We start from the raw sequence: 18245 nt of genomic DNA, 5'->3' as shown, positions 1-18245 counted from the left end.
GCGCTGCCGGTCAGAGCACGTACGCCGTGTCCGGCACGTCGGTGACGAACATGTGGCCCGGCGCGTGGGTGATCGCGAACGGCGGCTTCGACGCCATCACGGCGGCCTGCGGTGTCACGCCGCACGCCCAGAACACCGGCACGTCGCCGTCGCGCGGCTCGGTGCGGTCGCCGAAGTCCGGCCGGTCGGGGTCGTCGATGCCGAGCGCCGCCGGGTCGCCCACGTGAACCGGCGCGCCGTGCACGGCGGGCATGCGGGCGGTGACCCGCGTCGCCGTGTCCACCAGGTCCGCCGGGACGTACCGCATCGACACGACCAGCGGGCCGTGCAGGCGTCCCGCCGGGCGGCACTCGCGGTCGGTGACGTACATCGGGACGTTGCGGCCCTGCTCGACGTGCCGCAGCGGGACGCCCGCCCGCTTCAGCGCGGACTCGAACGTGAAGCTGCACCCGATGAGGAACGCCACCAGGTCGTCCCGCCAGTGCTCGGACGCGTCGGTGGGTTCGGCCACCAGCTCGCCGTGCGCTCAGACCCGGTAGCGGGGCACGTCGCGCATCAGGTCGGCGTTGCCCGCGAGGACGGTGGTGGTGCTGCCGGCGTCGGTGACGTCCAGGACGGGGCACGGCTTGGGGTTGCGCTGGGTGAACAGCAGCACGTCGTAAGCCCAGTCCCGGGGCACGGCGATCAGGTTGGCCTGCGCGTAGCCGTCCGCGAGCCCGGTCGTCGGGCCGTCGTGGCGGGCGCGCACCTCGTGCGGTGTCATGGTCATGCCAGCTCCACTCCCTTCGTCTCGGGGAGGCCGAGGAGGGCCACGACGGCCAGGCCGTAGGCGACCGCGCCGAAGACCATCGCGCCGCCGACGCCCATGCCCGCCGCCAGGAAGCCCACCAGGGTCGGGAACAACGCCCCGACCGCGCGGCCGAAGTTGTAGGTGAAGCCCTGGCCGGTGCCGCGCAGGTCCGTCGGGTACAGCTCGGCCAGGAACGAGCCGAAGCCGCTGAAGATCGCGGACGTGGTGAACCCGAGCGGGAACGTGACCAGCAGGATCAGCCAGTTCGCCCCCGACGGTATCTGGGTGAACAGGACGATGAGGATCGCGCTGAGCACGGCGAACAGGGTGAAGGTGCGCTTGCGGCCCAGCCGGTCGGTCAGGTAGCCGCCGGTGACGTACCCGGCGAACGCGCCGCTGATCAGCAGCGCCAGGTAGCCGCCGGTGCCGACGACGCTGAGGCCCCGTTCGGTCCGGAGGAACGTCGGCACCCAGCCCGCCAGGGTGTAGTAGCCGCCCTGCACACCGGTGGCGAGCAGCGACGCGAACAGCGTGGTGCGGCCGAGCGGGCCGCGGAAGACCGCCCTGAAGTCGCCCTTGCGCGGGCTGGTGTGCAGCGACTTCTCGGCCCGGGGCGCGTCCTTGACGTTGCGGCGCACGTAGAACACCAGGATGGCGGGGATCGCGCCGGTCCAGAACAGCACGCGCCACGCGAAGTCCTGCGGGACGAAGCTGAACACGAGGGTGTAGACGACGACGCTCAGGCCCCAGCCCACGGCCCACGAGCTCTGGATGAACGCGACCGTGCGCCCCCGGTACCGCGGCTTGCAGTACTCGGCGACGAGGATCGCGCCGGCCGCCCACTCGCCGCCGAAGCCGAGGCCCTGGAGGGCGCGGAAGACCAGCAGCGTCTCGTAGCTGGTGGCGAACCCGCACAGGACCGTGAACACGGCGTAGGTGATGACGGTGATCATGAGGGTGCGGACGCGGCCGACGCGGTCCGCGAGGACACCCGCGATCGCGCCGCCGAGCGCCGAGACGACCAGCGTGACGGTGTTGAGCAGGCCCGCCTGGGCGTTGCTGATGCCGAAGTAGGCGGTGATGGCGAAGAGCCCGAGGGGGAGGACCTGGTAGTCGTAGGCGTCCAGGCCGAACCCGCCGAACGCGCCCACGAAGGCGCGCTTGCCGTTGCGGCCCAGCGTGTGGAACCAGGTGAACGGTCCGTCTTTGGTGCCCGTGTCCGTGGTGCTCATGTGGATCACCTCGCAGCCGTGGTGGTGTGTCGTGCACCACACGGTAGGGGATTGTTGAACAATCCCACTAGAGGGCAAGAGGACGAATCAACACTCCACCGTGTGCACGTCGACGCGCACGGTGAGTCACCGTGAAGGAAGGCGGAGGCAGCGCGAAAGGCCGACGCCCAGGTGTCACGAGCGCCGGCGCGGGGTGGGGGAGGTGCTACAGCTCGGCGGTCTTCCGCTGGTCGAAGTCCGGGTAGAAGCGGCGCAGGAGCCGGAACGTCTCGGCGTAGCCGAGCTGCCCGGACGTCGGCCGGTGGTCCACGAACGAGTACGTGAGCCGGGAGCCGAGCGCGGGGAAGAAGATCCGGGAGACGCTGCCGATCTCGCCCATCGCGATGACGATCAGCCCGGTGTCGTCGTCGGCCTCCGTCAACAACGTGGCCAGCGCCTTCACGTCGGCGCGCGACGTCGCCATCGTGGAGACCTTGACGATGTCGGCGCCCGCGGCCTTCGCCTCGGCGACGGTGGCGCGCAGCCGGTCGATCGGCGGCGTGCGGTCGAAGTCGTGGAACGAGACGATCACCACGGCGTCGTGCCGCCGGGCGGCCGCGACCACGTCGGCCAGGATCTCGCGGGACGACAGCTCGACGTCCACCGCGTCGACCAGCGGCGCGACCGCGCGGAACAGGGCGAGGCGTGCCTCGTCCGTCCCGGTCCACCCGCCGCCCTCCCGCGCGGACCGCGCGGTGGCCAGGACGGGCAGGTCGCGGAAGGCGCCGATCTGCTCCCGGACGTGCTCGGGGTCGGTGGTGGAGAACTGGTCGAGCCGCAGCTCCGCCACGTCGACCTCGGCCTCGACCGCCGCCTTCGCCGCGCGCTCGCAGTCGGTGTCGTCGAAGCTGGCCGCGACCAGGGGGACACCGCGGTCCAGCAGCGCGCGAATGGCGTTCATCCTCGTGTCCCGTCCCTTGCGGCTCGTCCCGGTACCCGTGAGGCGGTGCGCGGGGAAGCTTAGTGACCGGACGGTCAGTTGCGGTGGGGCAGGTGTCCCAGTTCCGACAGCGGCGCCGGCACGGCGCTCAGCGCGTCGAGGATGCCCGCCTCGCGGTGCAGGACGGCGCGGACGAGCCGCAGCCGGCGGGCCGGCGACGTCTCCTCAAGCAGGCGCTGGCGGTCCTCCAGCGTCAGCAGGCAGTCGCCCGCCAGCGCGTACGCCAGGTCGGCCGGCGGGGTGTCCTCGGCGGGCGGTCGGCGGCCGGCGCTCTGGAACGCCGCCTCGCGGTACCGGCCGTGGGCGGCCCGCGCGCTGCGCGCCAGCAGCGGCAGGAGGGCCTCGACCTCCGGCGGCCCGGCGGTGTCCGGCAGCCACTCCACCGAGCCGACCAGGTACGGCGCGCTGTCCTCGTCCACGTCGAGCAGCCGGAACCGCCGGCCGCCGGTGGTGGTCAGGTCGTACCGCCCGTCGGGCAGCCGCCGCGCCTCCTGCAGGACGGCGGTGCAGCCGACGTCGCACAGCGCCTCGACGTTCTCCGCGCCGACCTCCCAGCCCTGCTTGATCGACACGACGCCGAACGTGCGCTCCGGCACCGCGCCCGTCACCAGGTCGACGGTGAGCTGTCGGTACCGGGGCTCGAAGACGTGCAGCGGCAGGGACGCCCCGGGCAGCAGCACGGTGCCCAGCGGGAACAGGGGGAGCGTCGCGGTCACGAGCCCAAGCTACGGGTGGACGGCGGGCGCAGCACGGCGAACGGGTCGGTGACCCGCATCTCGCCCGACACGAACCGGAACAGCGCCGCGGGCCTGCCGCCGGACGGTCCGGGCTGCACGGTGCCGCCGGTCGGCTCCAGCAGCCCGCGCCGCGACAGCACGCGCTGCAGGTTGGTCGCCGACACCTTGTAGCCCAGGGCCGCCGAGTACAGCGAGCGCAGCGCGGAGATGGTGAACTCCGGCGGCGCCAGCGCGAACCCCAGGTTGGTGTACGAGAGCTTCGACGCGAGCCGGTTGCGGGCGCGGCGGCAGATCGCCTCGTGGTCGAACGCGGTCGCGGGCAGGTCGTCCACGGGGTGCCACGCCGTGTCGGCCGGCACGACGGGGTCGATGTGGGACGGCACCAGGCCGAGGAACGCGGTGGCGACGACGCGGAGCCCCGGCACGCGCTTCGGGTTGCTGAAGACGGCGAGCTGCTCGACGTGTGACAACTGCCGCACGTCGACCTTCTCGGCCAGCTGACGGCGGATCGACGCCTCGACGTCCTCGTCGTCGCCGAGCCCGCCACCGGGCAGTGACCAGCGGTGCGCGTGCGGCTCCCGACCGCGCTCCCACAGCATGACCTGGAGTGATCCGGCTCTCACCTGGAGCACCGCGGCCAGCACCTCATGTCCCGCCAGTCCCACTCGGCTGATACTATCGGCCACGTTTTCGACCGTTAGGCGAAAACCTGGCTCAAGGGAGGAACCCATGGTCGCTACCGCCTACGTGGAGCGAACCTCGGACGGCGCCTACGACGGCATCGCGCCGGACGCCGCATGGCGTGACGAGGTGCTGGAGCTGGCCCGCGAGCGGGACGCGGTCATCCTGGCGCACAACTACCAGCTGCCCGAGATCCAGGACATCGCGCACCACACCGGTGACTCGCTGGCGCTCAGCCGCATCGCGGCCGCGAGCGACGCGTCCACCATCGTGTTCTGCGGCGTGCACTTCATGGCCGAGACCGCGAAGATCCTCGCGCCGCACAAGACCGTGCTCATCCCGGACGAGCGGGCGGGCTGCTCGCTCGCCGACTCGATCACCGGCGACCAGCTGCGGGCGTGGAAGGCCGAGCACCCCGGCGCGGTCGTCGTCTCCTACGTCAACACCACCGCCGAGGTGAAGGCGGAGACCGACATCTGCTGCACCTCGTCGAACGCGGTGGACGTGGTCGCGTCGATCCCGGCCGACCGCGAGGTGCTGTTCCTGCCGGACCAGTTCCTCGGCGCGCACGTCAAGCGCGAGACGGGCCGCGAGAACCTGCACATCTGGGCGGGCGAGTGCCACGTCCACGCGGGCATCAACGGCCCCGAGCTGGCCGAGCGCGCGGCGGCGAACCCGGACGCCGACCTGTTCATCCACCCCGAGTGCGGCTGCGCCACGTCGGCGCTCTACCTCGCGGGCGAGGGCACCGTCCCGGCGGACAAGGTGAGGATCCTCTCGACCGGCGACATGATCACCGCCGCGCGGCAGACCAGCGCGAAGTCGGTGCTGGTCGCCACCGAGATCGGCATGCTGCACCAGCTGCGCCGGGCCGCGCCGGAGATCGACTTCCGGGCCGTGAACGACCGGGCGTCGTGCCGGTACATGAAGATGATCACCCCGGCGGCCCTGCTGCGCGGGCTGCGCGAGAACAAGGACGAGGTGCACGTCGACCCGGAGACCGCGGCGCGGGCCCGGGGCGCGGTGCAGCGCATGATCGAGATCGGCAAGCCCGGCGGCGGCGAGTGAGCACCCCGCTGTGGGAGGCCCGTGCCGACCTGGTGGTCGTCGGCACGGGGGTCGCGGGTCTGACGGCGGCGCTGCGCGCGCGTGAGCTGGGGCTGCGGGTCCTGGTGGTCACCAAGGCGGCGGGCGAGGACGGCAACACCCGGTGGGCGCAGGGCGGCGTGGCCGTCGTGCTGCCGGGCGAGCACGACGAGGGCGACTCGGTCGACGCGCACGTGCGCGACACGCTGGTCGCCGGCGCGGGCCTGTGCGACGAACTGGCCGTGCGGGAGATCATCGCGGGCGGTCCGGCGGCGGTGGCCCGGCTGCGCGAGCGCGGCGCGGTGTTCGACGCGCTGCCCGGCGGCGCGCTGGCCCGCACGCGGGAGGGCGGGCACAGCGCGTTCCGCGTGGTGCACGCGGGCGGTGACGCGACCGGCGCGGAGGTGGAGCGCGCGCTCCTGGCGGCGTCGTCCGACGGGCGGGTGCCGATGCTGGAGGGGCACGTCGCCGTGGACGCGGTGCGCACCCCGCTCGGCCAGGTGTGCGGCCTGCTGGTGCTGGACGGCAACGGCGTGCCGGGCGTGATCGGCGCGCCCGCCGTGCTGCTGGCCAGCGGCGGCCTCGGGCAGCTCTACCAGGCCACGTCCAACCCGGAGGTGGCCACCGGCGACGGCCTGGCGCTGGCGTTGCGGGCCGGCGCGGCGGCGGCGGACGTCGAGTTCGTCCAGTTCCACCCCACCGTCCTGTACACGGGGCGCGGCGCGCGTGGCCGCTGCCCGCTGGTGACGGAGGCCGTGCGCGGCGAGGGCGCGGTGCTGGTCGACGCGACCGGCGCGCGGGTCATGCGCGGCGTGCACCCGCTGGAGGACCTGGCGCCGCGGGACGTCGTGGCGGCGGCGATCACCCGGCACGTGGCGGCCGCGCCCGGAGGCGTGGACGACCACGTGTTCCTCGACGCGACGGGCATCGCGGACTTCGCGCGGCGGTTCCCGACCGTGCACGCGGCGTGCCTGGCGGCGGGCGTCGACCCGGCGGACGAGCCGATCCCGGTGGCCCCGGCGGCGCACTTCGCGTGCGGCGGCGTGGTGTCCGACGTGGACGGTCGAACGGGCGTGGCCGGCCTGTACGCGGCGGGCGAGGTGGCCCGGACCGGGCTGCACGGCGCGAACCGGCTGGCGTCCAACAGCCTCCTCGAAGGACTGGTGGTGGGCGCCCGGGCGGCCGAGGCCGTCGCGGCGGACCTGGCGCTGGGCGTGCTGGCCCGGTGCTCGACGGCGAACGCCGGCCCGGTGGAGCTGCCCACGGCGCCGGTCGCGGCCCGCGACTCGTTGCAGCGGGTCATGTCCCGGTACGCGGCCATCGGCCGTGACGCCGAGGGCCTGGCCGTGGTCGGCTCGGTGCTCGACCTGTCCACTGTGGACCGCAAGCTCGACACCAGGCAGCTGGTGGAGGACGCGGCGCTCACCGTGGCGGCGCGGGCCCTGATCGCGGCGGCGGCGGAGCGCGAGGAGTCGCGCGGCTGCCACGTGCGCACGGACTTCACCGAGCGGGACGACGTGGGCTGGCAGCGCAGCCAGGTGGTCCGGCTCAACCCCTCCGGCCAGCCGGTGCTGGCCGATCCCGTGGTGGCGGTGGGAGTGGCATGAACGACGAAGACCTGGTGGCGGGCTCGCGGTTCGGGCTCGACCTGGACGACGCGCGTCGGGTGATCGCGACGGCGCTGGAGGAGGACCTGCGGTACGGCGCGGACGCCACGACGGAGGCCACCGTGCCCGCCGACGCGGTGGCCGTGGCCGAGCTGACGCCCCGCGCGGCCGGCGTGCTCGCGGGCATCCCGGTGGCGCTGGAGGTGTTCCGGCGGGTCACGGACGTCGAAGTGCTGGACCGGCGGTCCGACGGCGACAAGGCCGTGCCCGGCGAGCCCGCGCTGGTGCTGCGCGGACCGGTGCGCGGCCTGCTCACCGCCGAGCGCACCGCGTTGAACCTGCTGTGCCACCTCTCCGGCGTGGCGACGCTCACCGCCGCCTGGGTCGACGAGGTCGCCGGCACGAAGGCGGCGGTGCGGGACTCCCGCAAGACCCTGCCGGGCCTGCGGCTGCTGGAGAAGTACGCGGTCCGCTGCGGCGGCGGCGTGAACCACCGTCTCGGCCTCGGCGACGCCGTGCTGATCAAGGACAACCACGTCCGGGCGGCGGGTTCGGTGCGCGCGGCGATGGCCGCCGTGCGCGCCCACGCGCCGCACCTGGCGTGCGAGGTCGAGGTCGACTCGCTGGACCAGCTGGACGAGGCCGTCGCCGAGGGCGCGGAACTCGTGCTGCTGGACAACTTCACCGTCGCCGACTGCGCGGAGGCGGTGCGGCGGGTCGCGTCGGCCGACGTGCGGCTGGAGGCGTCGGGCGGGCTCACCCTGGACGTGGCCAGGGCGTACGCCGAGACGGGCGTGGACTACCTGGCGGTGGGAGGCCTCACGCACTCCGCCCCGGCGCTCGACCTGGGTCTGGACCTGCGCTAGGCAGGGGGACGCACCCGCGCCCGGGGCATGAGGCGCGGGCACGTCCTGGTCAGGTGTCGCGACGCCTGGTCCGGTCGTCGCGCTCCACGTCCACCTGTTCCTTGCGGACCTCGCCGCGGACGTGCTGCTGCTCGGTCACGGTCTCCTTCTCCATGCGGACCTTCTCCACCGGCCTGGTCGTCTTCTCGACGACCGGCTCCTGGCGGTGCAGGGTGACCTCGGTCTCCTCCTCGGTGAACGCCCGGCCGGTCGGCTCGCCGTCGGCCGGCTCGCGCACCACGCGGACCTCCTCGTGCGACACGGGCACGGTGACGTCCCTCTGCTCGGTCACCACGTGCTTGACCAGCCGGACCTTGCCGGCCTCCACGTCGCGGGTGCCGACGTCGAGGTCTTCCTCGTAGCGCGTGACGTAGTCGCCGGTCCCGGAGCGGGCCTCGTGCTTGCCGCGCCGCCCGGTGTCGGCCTGCCCCGTCGCGGCCTGCCCGGTCGCGGCCTGCCCGGTCGCGGCCTGGTCCGTCGCGGGCTGCCCGGTCCCGCGGGTCTGGCCGGTCATGCCGGTGCGGGTCTCGCCGCGCGTCTCGCCGGCCATGCCGCCCGCGAGCCCGCCGGCCATGCCGCCCGCGCCCGCCGCCGTGCCGCCGCGCGTCTGGCCCGCGCCGGGCATCGGCGTGTTCGTGTCGCCGCGGACGCGGCCGCCCGGCAGGCGGTCGTGGTCGCCGCTGCGGTGGGACGGGATCATCCCGTAGTACTCGTACAGCTCTTCCTGCTGCCGGTCGGACATGTGCTGGTCGGACACGTCGAGCCGGGGTGCGTCCTTCACCTGCTGCTTGTCCACCGGCACGGTGATCACGCCGTCACCCAGCGTGGCGTCCTGGATCGGCACGAACGACTCCTTGAGACCGAACAGGCCGGTGTGCACCGAGGCCCACAGCGGCCGGCCGTCGCGGTCGTCGAGCCAGACCTGTTTCACCGAGCCGATCCGCTCACCGTGCTCGTCGATCACTTCGCAGTCGTACAGGCGGTCCACTTCGGCCTGGTTGATCATGGCCGTGGCCCCTTTCACGAGTGGTTGTGCGTACGTGCGAAAGAGGGTTTCCCGGCTCCAAGGGCCACCTATTCGGCTGCCACCCGGACGTGTGAAATCGCGTCCCCTGAAAGAAACTCAGAGTCGACGGTTGGCCAGAACGGGGAGCGTCCGGCGCGCCGCCGCGACACTGTCCGTGTCGATGTCGGCCAGGATGGCCCCCGGCTCGCCCGCCAGCCGCTCGACCACCTCGCCCAGCGGCGACACGACCGCGCTGAACCCGATCCCGGTCGGCGCGCCGCCGTGGTTGACGCCGGGGTCGGCCTGGCCGCAGGCCAGCACCCACGACGTGCAGTCCAGCGCCCTGGCCCGCACCAGCAGCTCCCACTGCTCCCGCTTGCCCGGTCCCGCGCCCCACGACGCGCACAGCACGACCGCCGTCGCGCCCCGGTCGGCCAACGCCCGGAACAGCTCCGGGAACCGCACGTCGTAGCACGTGGCCAGGCCGAGCGTGACGCCGTCGACCTCGACCGCCACGGGCTCGGCGCCGGGCGCGACCGTGCGGGACTCGGTGAAGCCGAACGCGTCGAACAGGTGGATCTTGTCGTAGCCGACGTGCCGGCCGCCGCCGGTGACCAGCAGGGTGTTCGCGACCCGGCCGTCCGGCGCCGGCGTGAACATGCCCGCCACGACGACGACGCCGTGCTCGTCGGCGATGGCGCGCACCGCGCCCGCCCACGGCCCGTCCAGCGGCTCCGCCACCGGCCCGAGGGGCACGCCGAACCGGCACATCGTCGCCTCGGGGAACACGACCACGCGCGCACCGCCCGCCGCGGCCCGCGCCGTCCCCGCCCGCACCGCGTCGAGGTTCGCCGCCGGGTCGGTGGACGAGGCGATCTGGCACAGGGCGACACGCATGTCACCCACTCTAGGTAGTGTCGGGACTCGTGCGCTCCCTCCTGCCCCCGCTCGTCGTCGTGGCCCTCCTCGCCGCCGCGGGGTGCACCGGCACCACGACACCGAGCGCCGAGGGGACTGCGGACGGCAGCGCGCTCGTGCTCGCCGACCCGGTCGAGCCCACCACGCTGAACCCGCTGCTCGGCTACGGCCGCGACGGCGTGTCCAAGCTCTACGACGGCCTGGTGGAGCACCGGGCGGACGGCAGCGTGCGGCCCCGGCTGGCGGCCGACGCGCCGGAACCCGCCGCCGACGGGCTCAGCTGGACCGTGGAGCTGCGCGACGACGTCCGGTTCACCGACGGCACGGCGTTCGGCCCGGAGGACGTGGTGGCCACGTACCGGGCGCTGCTCGACCCGGCGTCCGGCGCCGCGGAACGCGACGCGTACGCGGAGCTGACCGGCGTGGAGCAGCTGGACGCGCGCACGGTCAGGTTCGCGCTCGCGAAGCCGTGGGCGGCGTTCCCGCACGTGCTGGTGCTCGGCATCCTGCCCAGCGAGTCGTTCGGCGTCCCGCTGCGGGACGTGAAGCCGGTCGGCACCGGCCCCTACAAGCTCGTGGAGTGGCACAAGGGCGACCGGATGGTGCTGGAGGCGAACACCGCCTACTTCGGCGGCGAGCCGAAGATCCGCAAGGTGACCGTGGTGTTCGTGCCCGACGACAACACGCGCGCCCAGCGGATGCAGGCGGGCGAGTTCGACGGCGCCGTCCTGCCGCCCCGGCTGGCCGCGTCGTTCGGCTCGGCCAACGGCCTGCGCGTCATCACGCACCGCAGCGCCGACCTGCGCGCGGTGACCCTGCCGACCGGTCCGGTGACCGGTGACCCGGCGATCCGCGCCGCGTTGAACCACGCGGTCAACCGCAAGGGCATGGTCGACAGCCTGCTGGGCGGCAAGGGCACGCCGGCGAGCACGCCGGTGCCGGACACGCTGCCCGAGTTCGTGGACACCGGCGCGGGCTTCGACTACGAGAAGCCGCGGGCCGAGCAGCTGCTCGACCAGGCGGGCTGGGTGCGCGGCACGGACGGCGTGCGGGTGCGCGACGGCGTGGCGGCCCGGTTCACCCTGATGTACCCGATCGGCGACGTGGTGCGCGCCGACCTGGCCACCGCGTTCGCCGCGGACGCCAAGGCGGTCGGCGTCGACGTGCAGCTGGCGGGCCTGAGCTGGGAGGCGGTCACGCCCCGGCTCGGCGTGGACGCCCTGCTGCACGGCGGCGGCACCCCGTTCGACCCGGACCTGATGACCTACCGGCCGCTGCACACCGGCAACCCGTGGGGCTACTCGAACCCGCAGGTCGACGCGGCCCTCGACACCGCGCGGTCGCTGCTGGACCCGGCGCAGCGCGCGGCGGCCTACAAGCAGTTCCAGCGGGCGTACGCGGCCGCTCCGGGCATGGTGGTGCTGGCCACCGTGCAGCACACGTACGTGGTGCGGGAGAACTGGAACGGCTACGAGGAGGTCGTGGACCCGCACTCGCACGGCGCGCTGTCGTGGGGCCCGTGGTGGAACCTGGAGAAGTGGACGCCCCGGTAGGCCCCGAGCCCCGGAGGGTCAGCGCTGGAGGTCCCAGACGAGGACCCGCAGCGAGATCGACGGGTCGAGCGGGTCGGCCGGGGACGTGCCGGTGACCGTCGCGTAGCCGACCCGGCCGCCGCGCGTGCGGAAGCAGAACGTCGTGCCGGCCTTGGCGGACGCGCGGGTGGAGGTCGTGCCGGCCTGGAGCCGGACGCACGCCGCCCGCTCCGGCGGCTCCGCGGACGTCCACCTGGCGACCTCGTCGCCCATGACCGACGTGGCGTCGCCGAACGCCAGGTCCCCGACGGTGAAGCCTTCCCGTGGCTCCGGGTGGTCGAAGAAGTAGCCGCCGCGCGGCCCGCCGTCGCCCTTCACGGTCACCGAGCCCTCCCACCACACCTCGACGGGAGCCGGGCCGGGGACGGGGAAGGGAGCCGGCGACGGGAGGGTCGGCGGCGCGGTCGCCCAAGGACGCCGTGACGTCGTGGTCGTCGGCTGGACCGCCGGCACGGAGGCGGTGGTCGGCTCGGCCGGGGCGGTGGTCGGCGCCTCGCCGGTCGTGGTCCGCGCCGCGTCCGTGACGGCCGGCGCGCCGTCGGCCGCGCGCTCGACGCCCGGATCGCGCAGCGCCCACCACGTGACGCCGCCGAGGAGCACGAGCGCCGCGCCCAGCAACGCCCACAGGTAGGCGTGCCGGGCCGGGTTGACGTGCACGTTCTCGACCTGGCCCGCCATGATCGCCGTGCCGACGGTCCGCGCGTCGAGCTTGTTCTCGCCCGGCCGCCGCCCGGCGTCGTCCTCGGTCATCGCCTCGACCCGCTCTCGCCGTGTCCCCCGGACATGGTGTACACGAAAGGGGACGCGGCCGACTCGGAAACGCCGGACCGGCCCGGACACCAGGGGGCTCCATGAACGACCGCATCTTCCTCGACTCGGCGGGTTCCTCGCTGCCGCCGCCGGAGGTGCTGGACGAGGTGGTCGGCCACCTCCGGCGCGAGGCGGAGGTCGGCGGGTACGTCGCCGCGCAGGAGCGGGAGGACGACCTGGAGGCCGGGTACGGGGTGTTCGCCGAGCTGCTGGGCGCGTCGCCGGACGAGGTCGCGTTCACCGACAGCTCCACCCGCGCGTGGCTGACCGCGTTCGACGCCGTGCCGCTGGCCGCCGGCGACCGGGTGCTGTTCAGCGAGGCCGAGTACGCGGGCACGGCGATCCCGATCCTGCGCCGCGCCCGCGAGGTCGGCGCCACGGCCGAGGCGGTGCCGTCGGACGAGTTCGGGCAGATCGACGTCGACGCGCTGAAGGACCTGCTGGACGAGCGGGTGAAGCTCGTGTCGCTGGTGCACGTGCCGACGAACAGCGGGCTGGTGAACCCGGCGCGCGAGGTCGCCGCCGCGGCGCACGAGGTGGGCGCGCTGGTGCTGCTGGACGCGTGCCAGTCGATCGGGCAGATGCCCGTGCGGGCGGACGAGCTGGGCGTCGACCTGATCGCGGGCGCCGGCCGCAAGTGGCTGCGCGGCCCGCGCGGCACCGGTGTGCTCGTGGTGCGCCGCCCGGCGGCCGAGCGGATGCGGCCGCGGCTGATCGACCTGCACAGCGCCGAGTGGGTCGCGCCGGACGAGATCCGGCTGCGCGACGACGCGCGCGTGCACGAGATCTGGGAGACGAACGTCGCCGCCCGGCTGGGGCTCATCGCGGCCGCCCGGTACGCCCTGGCCAGGGGCATCGACGTGATCGAGCGCGAGGTCGGCGAGCGGGCCGGGCGGCTGCGCGACGGGCTCGACGCGCTGCCCGGCGTGACGGTGCGCGACCCCGGCCTCCGCAAGGCGGGCCTGGTCACGTTCACCGTGGACGGGGTCGCGCCGGCCGACGTGCGGGACCGGCTGGCCGCCGCGGGCGTCACGGTGACCGTGAGCGGCGCGTCGTCCGCGCTGCTGGACATGACCCGGCGCGGGCTCGACGAGGTGGTGAGGGCGTCACCGCATTACTTCGTCGAGCCCGCGCAGGTGGATCAGGCGGTCGAGGCCGTGGCGGCCGTCAGCAGGTCCGCCCGGTGATGCGCGGCACGCAGTCCGAGTAGTCCAGGAACAGCTGGACCGCGGTGTCGTTGCGCGACGTCTGCGCGGCGATCACCGTGTCACGCGGGTAGAAGCCGCTGGTGCCGCTCGCCGACTTGGGGTACATCTCGAACGTGTAGCTCCAGATCTTGTGGGCGGCCCACATCCAGTCGTCGACGCTGCCGTCCGTGATGTACAGGTCGCTGGCCTGCTGCGGCGTGTAGCCGTTCAGCGACGCCATTCGCCTGCCCATCGTCTGGAACACGTTCGCCTGGGTGGCGTCCAGGCCCGCGGCCGTGTCGGCGTACGTGTAGCCGTACGGCCACAGGATCAGCTCCGAGTACGTGTGCCAGTCGATGTGCGTCTTGATCTGCTGCACACCGCCGACCACGCGGCCGTTGACGAAGTCGCGGATCCGGGCGGTCTCCGGCGCGGAGAACGCGGACGGGCCGCGGTAGGTGTCGCTCGACCCCGTGCCGCTGGAGCCGCCGCAGCAGCCCCACTGGTAGCCCCAGTTGCGGTTCGGGTCGGTGCCGACCGCGGTGGCGTTCGGCTGCCGGTTCTTCCGCCACGCGCGGAACGAGCCGGTGGCGATGTCGTACTCGGCGCCGTCCGGGTTGACGCTGGGGATGACCCAGATCTCCCGGCTGTCGACCGCGCCCTTGACGGCCGAGTTCGACGCGTAGTTGTCGGTGTACCGCTTGATGATGTGCAGGCACATCTCCACGGTCAGGTGTTCCCGCGCGTGCTGGTTGCAGGTGAACAGCACCTCGGGCTCGGCCTCGTCGACCGCCGGGTTGTCGCTGATCTTGATCATCCACAGGTCGCGGTTCTGGTACGACTTGCCGATGCTGCGCAGCGTGACGAGGTTCGGGTGGTCGCTGACCGTCTGGTTCAGCTCCGCGACCATCTCCGCGTAGTTGTGGTAGCCGGTGTAGCCGGACGGGAAGTCCTGCGCTCCGACCTCGGGGTCGGCGAAGTCCGCCTTGCCCAGGGCCGCCAGCTCGGCGTCCGCGTCGCCCGCGTGCCGCACGGGCAGGCCGGTGGCGCGCAGCGCCCGCTGCTGGCGGGCTTCCGCGATCACGGTGAGCGTGTCGCCGTCCTGGCCGAGCACGTCGACCCCGGTCCGGGCCACCGCGGTCCGGGCCTCGGGGGTGGTGGCGGTGACCTCGAAGAGGGCCCGCCCGGGGCTCTGCGCGGTCGACGGCTGAGCCGACCCGGGGTGCACGGGGAGCACCAGGGTCACGCTCGCGACCAGCGCGGCGGCCAAGAGGCCGCGCCGCTTGGTGAACATCAAGCCTCCATCATCAGCAGGGATTGCGACGGAGAAGTGCCGCACCCCGAAGAGGTGCCCACGCAGCGTGGCCCGCCGGTCACGCATCGAGGTAGCCCCCGTTTGTCGGGTTCCCCGCCGGGGCCCGGGCTGACAGTTGACGGAATTCGCGACCGCTTACCCTTGGAGGCATGCTCAGCCGCATCGACCTGCGAGGTCGTGTCCCGTCACCCGCCGAACTGCGTGCCGCGCTGCCGCGCGCCGAGGTCGACGTGGACGCGGTGCTGCATCAGGTCCGCCCCCTGGTGGAGGACGTGCGCCACCGCGGCGTCGAGGCCGTCCTGGAGCACGGCGAGAAGTTCGACAAGGTCCGGCCCGCCTCCATCCGCGTGCCCGCGTCCGAGCTGGAGCGCGCGCTGTCCGAGCTGGACCCGGCCGTCCGCGCCGCGCTGGAGGAGTCCATCGCCCGCGCCCGCAAGGTGCACGCCGACCAGCGCCGGGTCGACACGACCACCCAGGTCGTGCCCGGCGGCACGGTCACCGAGCGCTGGGTGCCGGTGTCCCGCGTCGGCCTGTACGCGCCCGGCGGCCTCGCCGTCTACCCGTCCAGCGTGGTCATGAACGTCGTGCCGGCCCAGATCGCGGGCGTCGATTCGCTGGTGGTGTGCTCGCCGCCGCAGGCCGAGTTCGACGGCCTGCCGCACCCGGCGATCCTGGCCGCCGCCGCCCTGCTCGGCGTGACCGAGGTGTGGGCCGTCGGCGGCGCGCTCGCGGTCGCCCTGCTCGCGTACGGCGGCACGGACACCGACGGCGCCCAGCTCGGCCCGGTCGACCTGGTGACCGGTCCCGGCAACATCTACCTGACCGCGGCCAAGCGCCTCCTGCGCGGCCTCATCGGCATCGACTCCGAGGCCGGCCCGACGGAGATCGCGATCCTCGCCGACGAGACCGCCGACCCGGCGCACGTGGCCGCCGACCTGATCAGCCAGGCCGAGCACGACACGCTCGCCGCGAGCGTCCTGGTCACCACGTCCGAGGAGCTGGCCGACGCCGTCGACGCGGAGCTGGACCGCCGGGTTAACGCGACCAAGCACAGCGACCGGGTGCGGACGGCGTTGCGGGGCAGGCAGTCCGGCACCGTGCTCGTGTCCAACGTGGACGACGGGCTGCGGGTGGTGGACGTGTACGCCGCCGAGCACCTGGAGATCCAGACCGCGTCGGCCCGCGAGGTCGCCGCCCGCGTGCGCGCCGCCGGCGCGATCTTCGTCGGCCCGCACTCGCCGGTGTCGCTCGGCGACTACTGCGCGGGCTCCAACCACGTGCTGCCCACGGCCGGCTGCGCGCGGCACTCGTCCGGGCTGTCGGTGCAGACGTTCCTGCGCGGCATCCACGTCATCGACTACAGCGAGGACGCGTTGCGCGACGTCGCGCCGCACGTCGTGGCGCTGGCGAACGCCGAGGACCTGCCCGCGCACGGCGAGGCCGTGACGGCGAGGTTCGGCGGATGACCCCCTCCGACACCACCCGCCCCGGTGGCGCGGTCGGCGCGCGCGTGGAGCTGGGCGACCTCCCGCTGCGCGAGGACCTGCGCGGGCGCACCCCGTACGGCGCGCCGCAGCTCGACGTGCCCGTGCGGCTGAACACCAACGAGAACCCGTACCCGCCCACCCCGGCCCTGGTCGAGGACGTGGTGCGCGAGGTGGCCGCCATCGCGGGCGAGCTGCACCGCTACCCGGACCGGGACGCGGTGGCGCTGCGCGAGGACCTGGCCGCCTACCTGGCGTCCGCCACCGGCGTGCCGCTGACCTCGGCGAACCTGTGGGCGGCCAACGGGTCGAACGAGGTGCTCCAGCAGATCCTCCAGGCGTTCGGCGGACCGGGCCGGGTCGCGCTGGGCTTCGAGCCGTCGTACTCCATGCACCCGATCATCGCCGCCGGCACCCGCACCGAGTGGGCGCCGACGCCCCGCCGCGCCGACTTCTCGCTGGACGTGGCCCGCGCGGCGGAGACCATCGCCGCACGCGCGCCCCACGTGACGTTCGTGACCAGCCCGAACAACCCGACCGGGCAGAGCCTGCCGGTGGCCGACCTGCGCGTGCTGATCGAGGCCGCGCCGGGCATCGTCGTGGTGGACGAGGCGTACGCGGAGTTCTCCTCGCGGGAGAGCGCGGTCGTGCTGCTGGACGAGCACCCGGACAAGCTGATCGTCAGCCGGACCATGAGCAAGGCGTTCGCGTTCGCGGGCGGCCGGCTCGGCTACCTCGCCGCCGCGCCCGCCGTGGTCGACGCGCTGCAGCTGGTGCGGCTGCCGTACCACCTGTCGGCGCTGACCCAGGCCGCGGCGCGGGCGTCGCTGCGGCACGCGTCCGAGACGCTCGGCTCGGTGGCCAGGCTGGCCGCCGAACGCGACCGGGTGGCCGACTCGCTCGCGGGCCTGGGCTTCTCCGTCGTGCCGAGCGACGCGAACTTCGTGCTGTTCGGCTGGTTCGAGGACGCGCGCGCCACGTGGCGGTCCTACCTGGAACGCGGTGTGCTGATCAGGGACGTCGGCATCGCCGGACATCTGCGGGTGACGGTCGGTACTCCGGAGGAGAACGACGCGTTCCTCGCGGCGAGCAAGGAGGTTGACCGGTGAGCCGGGTCGGCAAGGTGGAGCGCACCACCAGGGAATCGTCGGTGTACGTCGAGATCGACCTCGACGGCACCGGCAAGGTCGAGATCGGCACGGGTGTGCCGTTCTACGACCACATGCTCACCGCGCTGGGCGTGCACGGGTCGTTCGACCTGGTCGTGCGCGCCACGGGTGACGTGGAGATCGACGCCCACCACACCGTGGAGGACGTCGCGATCGTGCTCGGCCAGGCGCTGCGGGAGGCGTTGGGCGACAAGGCGGGCATCCGCCGGTTCGGCGACGCGTGGATCCCGATGGACGAGACGCTGGCGCACGCGGCGGTGGACGTGTCCGGGCGGCCCTACTGCGTGCACGTGGGAGAGCCGGAGCAGTTCAACGCCTTCACCATCGGCGGGAACTACCCGTTCGTGCTGAACCGGCACGTGTTCGACTCGCTCGCGTTCCACGCGGGCATCGCGCTGCACGTGCGGGTCGAGTACGGGCGCGACCCGCACCACATCACCGAGGCCGAGTTCAAGGCGGTCGCGCGGGCGTTGCGCGCGGCCGTCGAGCCCGACCCGCGCGTGGGGGGCGTGCCCTCCACCAAGGGCGTCCTCTGATGCCGAAGGAGTACGTGGTCATCGGCCTGCTCGCGCTGGCCGGTTTCCTCGGCGGCGGCGTCTACAGCACGTGGAAGACCGCGCGCGGTCTGGCGGTGGTCCTGATCGTGCTCACCCTGGCCGCCGTGGCCGCCGCCGTCGCCTGGCTCCTCTGAGCCGGCCCGCCCGCCACCCGAACGGACACGACCTGAGCCGTTCGGGACCGGCGGGC

Annotated in this window: 17 protein-coding genes and 1 pseudogene; 9 read left to right on the top strand and 9 right to left on the bottom strand. The window is 73.8% G+C overall.

What is annotated here, in order from left to right:
• Positions 1-10: 10 nt before the first annotated feature.
• From ACRAKH_RS26865 to ACRAKH_RS26845, 5 genes and pseudogenes are all read right to left on the bottom strand, one after another.
• Positions 11-763 (bottom strand): annotated as a pseudogene (locus ACRAKH_RS26865) (putative hydro-lyase).
• A gap of 2 nt (positions 764-765) precedes the next feature.
• Positions 766-2022, bottom strand: a complete 1257-nt coding sequence (locus ACRAKH_RS26860) for an MFS transporter (protein WP_380725209.1) — start codon at positions 2020-2022, stop codon at positions 766-768.
• A gap of 205 nt (positions 2023-2227) precedes the next feature.
• The gene (gene aroD, locus ACRAKH_RS26855) at positions 2228-2962 is read right to left on the bottom strand and encodes a type I 3-dehydroquinate dehydratase (RefSeq protein WP_380725211.1); all 735 of its coding nucleotides are present in this window, start codon (positions 2960-2962) and stop codon (positions 2228-2230) included.
• A 74-nt stretch (positions 2963-3036) separates the two neighbouring features.
• Positions 3037-3717, bottom strand: coding sequence for an LON peptidase substrate-binding domain-containing protein (locus ACRAKH_RS26850; protein ID WP_380725213.1), 681 nt, complete (start codon positions 3715-3717; stop codon positions 3037-3039).
• Positions 3714-4403, bottom strand: a complete 690-nt coding sequence (locus tag ACRAKH_RS26845; RefSeq protein WP_380725215.1) for an NUDIX hydrolase — start codon at positions 4401-4403, stop codon at positions 3714-3716. Before ACRAKH_RS26845 ends, ACRAKH_RS26850 begins: the two co-directional genes overlap by 4 nt.
• A gap of 64 nt (positions 4404-4467) precedes the next feature.
• On the opposite strand from ACRAKH_RS26845, the gene nadA reads away from it, so the two are divergent.
• Genes nadA through nadC form a run of 3 tightly spaced genes read left to right on the top strand, consistent with a single transcriptional unit; the run spans position 4468 to position 7978 of the window.
• Positions 4468-5487 carry a quinolinate synthase NadA gene (gene nadA, locus ACRAKH_RS26840; RefSeq protein ID WP_380725217.1) on the top strand — a complete coding sequence of 340 codons (1020 nt, stop codon included), beginning with the start codon at positions 4468-4470 and terminating at the stop codon, positions 5485-5487.
• Positions 5484-7112, top strand: a complete 1629-nt coding sequence (locus ACRAKH_RS26835) for an L-aspartate oxidase (RefSeq protein WP_447009367.1) — start codon at positions 5484-5486, stop codon at positions 7110-7112. The genes nadA and ACRAKH_RS26835 overlap by 4 nt, the downstream gene beginning before the upstream one ends.
• Positions 7109-7978, top strand: a complete 870-nt coding sequence (gene nadC, locus ACRAKH_RS26830) for a carboxylating nicotinate-nucleotide diphosphorylase (protein WP_380730441.1) — start codon at positions 7109-7111, stop codon at positions 7976-7978. Before ACRAKH_RS26835 ends, nadC begins: the two co-directional genes overlap by 4 nt.
• Positions 7979-8027: 49 nt before the next feature.
• Here the strand turns inward: nadC and ACRAKH_RS26825 are convergent, their stop codons facing one another.
• Together ACRAKH_RS26825 and ACRAKH_RS26820 are read right to left on the bottom strand one after the other, a co-directional pair.
• Complete coding sequence (locus ACRAKH_RS26825) at positions 8028-9023, bottom strand: DUF2382 domain-containing protein (RefSeq protein ID WP_447009366.1); 996 nt, start codon at positions 9021-9023, stop codon at positions 8028-8030.
• A 117-nt stretch (positions 9024-9140) separates the two neighbouring features.
• On the bottom strand, positions 9141-9920 hold the full coding sequence (locus ACRAKH_RS26820; protein WP_380722595.1) for a carbon-nitrogen hydrolase family protein: 780 nt from the start codon (positions 9918-9920) through the stop codon (positions 9141-9143).
• 29 nt (positions 9921-9949) lie between these two features.
• On the opposite strand from ACRAKH_RS26820, the gene ACRAKH_RS26815 reads away from it, so the two are divergent.
• On the top strand, positions 9950-11494 hold the full coding sequence (locus ACRAKH_RS26815; protein ID WP_380722597.1) for an ABC transporter substrate-binding protein: 1545 nt from the start codon (positions 9950-9952) through the stop codon (positions 11492-11494).
• 18 nt (positions 11495-11512) lie between these two features.
• Here the strand turns inward: ACRAKH_RS26815 and ACRAKH_RS26810 are convergent, their stop codons facing one another.
• A complete protein-coding gene (locus ACRAKH_RS26810) occupies positions 11513-12283 on the bottom strand; it encodes a hypothetical protein (protein ID WP_380722599.1) in 771 nt (256 codons plus the stop codon).
• A 101-nt stretch (positions 12284-12384) separates the two neighbouring features.
• Here ACRAKH_RS26810 and ACRAKH_RS26805 point away from each other — a divergent pair, with 101 nt between their 5' ends.
• Positions 12385-13530 carry an aminotransferase class V-fold PLP-dependent enzyme gene (locus ACRAKH_RS26805; RefSeq protein ID WP_380722601.1) on the top strand — a complete coding sequence of 382 codons (1146 nt, stop codon included), beginning with the start codon at positions 12385-12387 and terminating at the stop codon, positions 13528-13530.
• Here the strand turns inward: ACRAKH_RS26805 and ACRAKH_RS26800 are convergent.
• Positions 13511-14824, bottom strand: a complete 1314-nt coding sequence (locus tag ACRAKH_RS26800; RefSeq protein ID WP_380722603.1) for a M14 family metallopeptidase — start codon at positions 14822-14824, stop codon at positions 13511-13513. The genes ACRAKH_RS26805 and ACRAKH_RS26800 overlap by 20 nt on opposite strands.
• Positions 14825-14994: 170 nt before the next feature.
• Between ACRAKH_RS26800 and hisD the strand changes: the two genes are divergently transcribed.
• Genes hisD through ACRAKH_RS26780 form a run of 4 tightly spaced genes read left to right on the top strand, consistent with a single transcriptional unit; the run spans position 14995 to position 18189 of the window.
• Complete coding sequence (gene hisD / locus ACRAKH_RS26795; protein ID WP_380722605.1) at positions 14995-16311, top strand: histidinol dehydrogenase; 1317 nt, start codon at positions 14995-14997, stop codon at positions 16309-16311.
• The gene (locus ACRAKH_RS26790; protein WP_380722607.1) at positions 16308-17438 is read left to right on the top strand and encodes a histidinol-phosphate transaminase; all 1131 of its coding nucleotides are present in this window, start codon (positions 16308-16310) and stop codon (positions 17436-17438) included. The genes hisD and ACRAKH_RS26790 overlap by 4 nt, the downstream gene beginning before the upstream one ends.
• Positions 17435-18034, top strand: coding sequence for an imidazoleglycerol-phosphate dehydratase HisB (gene hisB, locus ACRAKH_RS26785; protein WP_380722609.1), 600 nt, complete (start codon positions 17435-17437; stop codon positions 18032-18034). The genes ACRAKH_RS26790 and hisB overlap by 4 nt, the downstream gene beginning before the upstream one ends.
• A complete protein-coding gene (locus tag ACRAKH_RS26780; RefSeq protein WP_380722611.1) occupies positions 18034-18189 on the top strand; it encodes a hypothetical protein in 156 nt (51 codons plus the stop codon). Before hisB ends, ACRAKH_RS26780 begins: the two co-directional genes overlap by 1 nt.
• The last annotated feature ends 56 nt before the right edge of the window (positions 18190-18245 follow it).

The organism is Saccharothrix hoggarensis, assembly GCF_052936025.1.
Note: the sequence above shows the minus strand (reverse complement) of the source record. Positions and strands in the feature narration are given on the sequence as shown.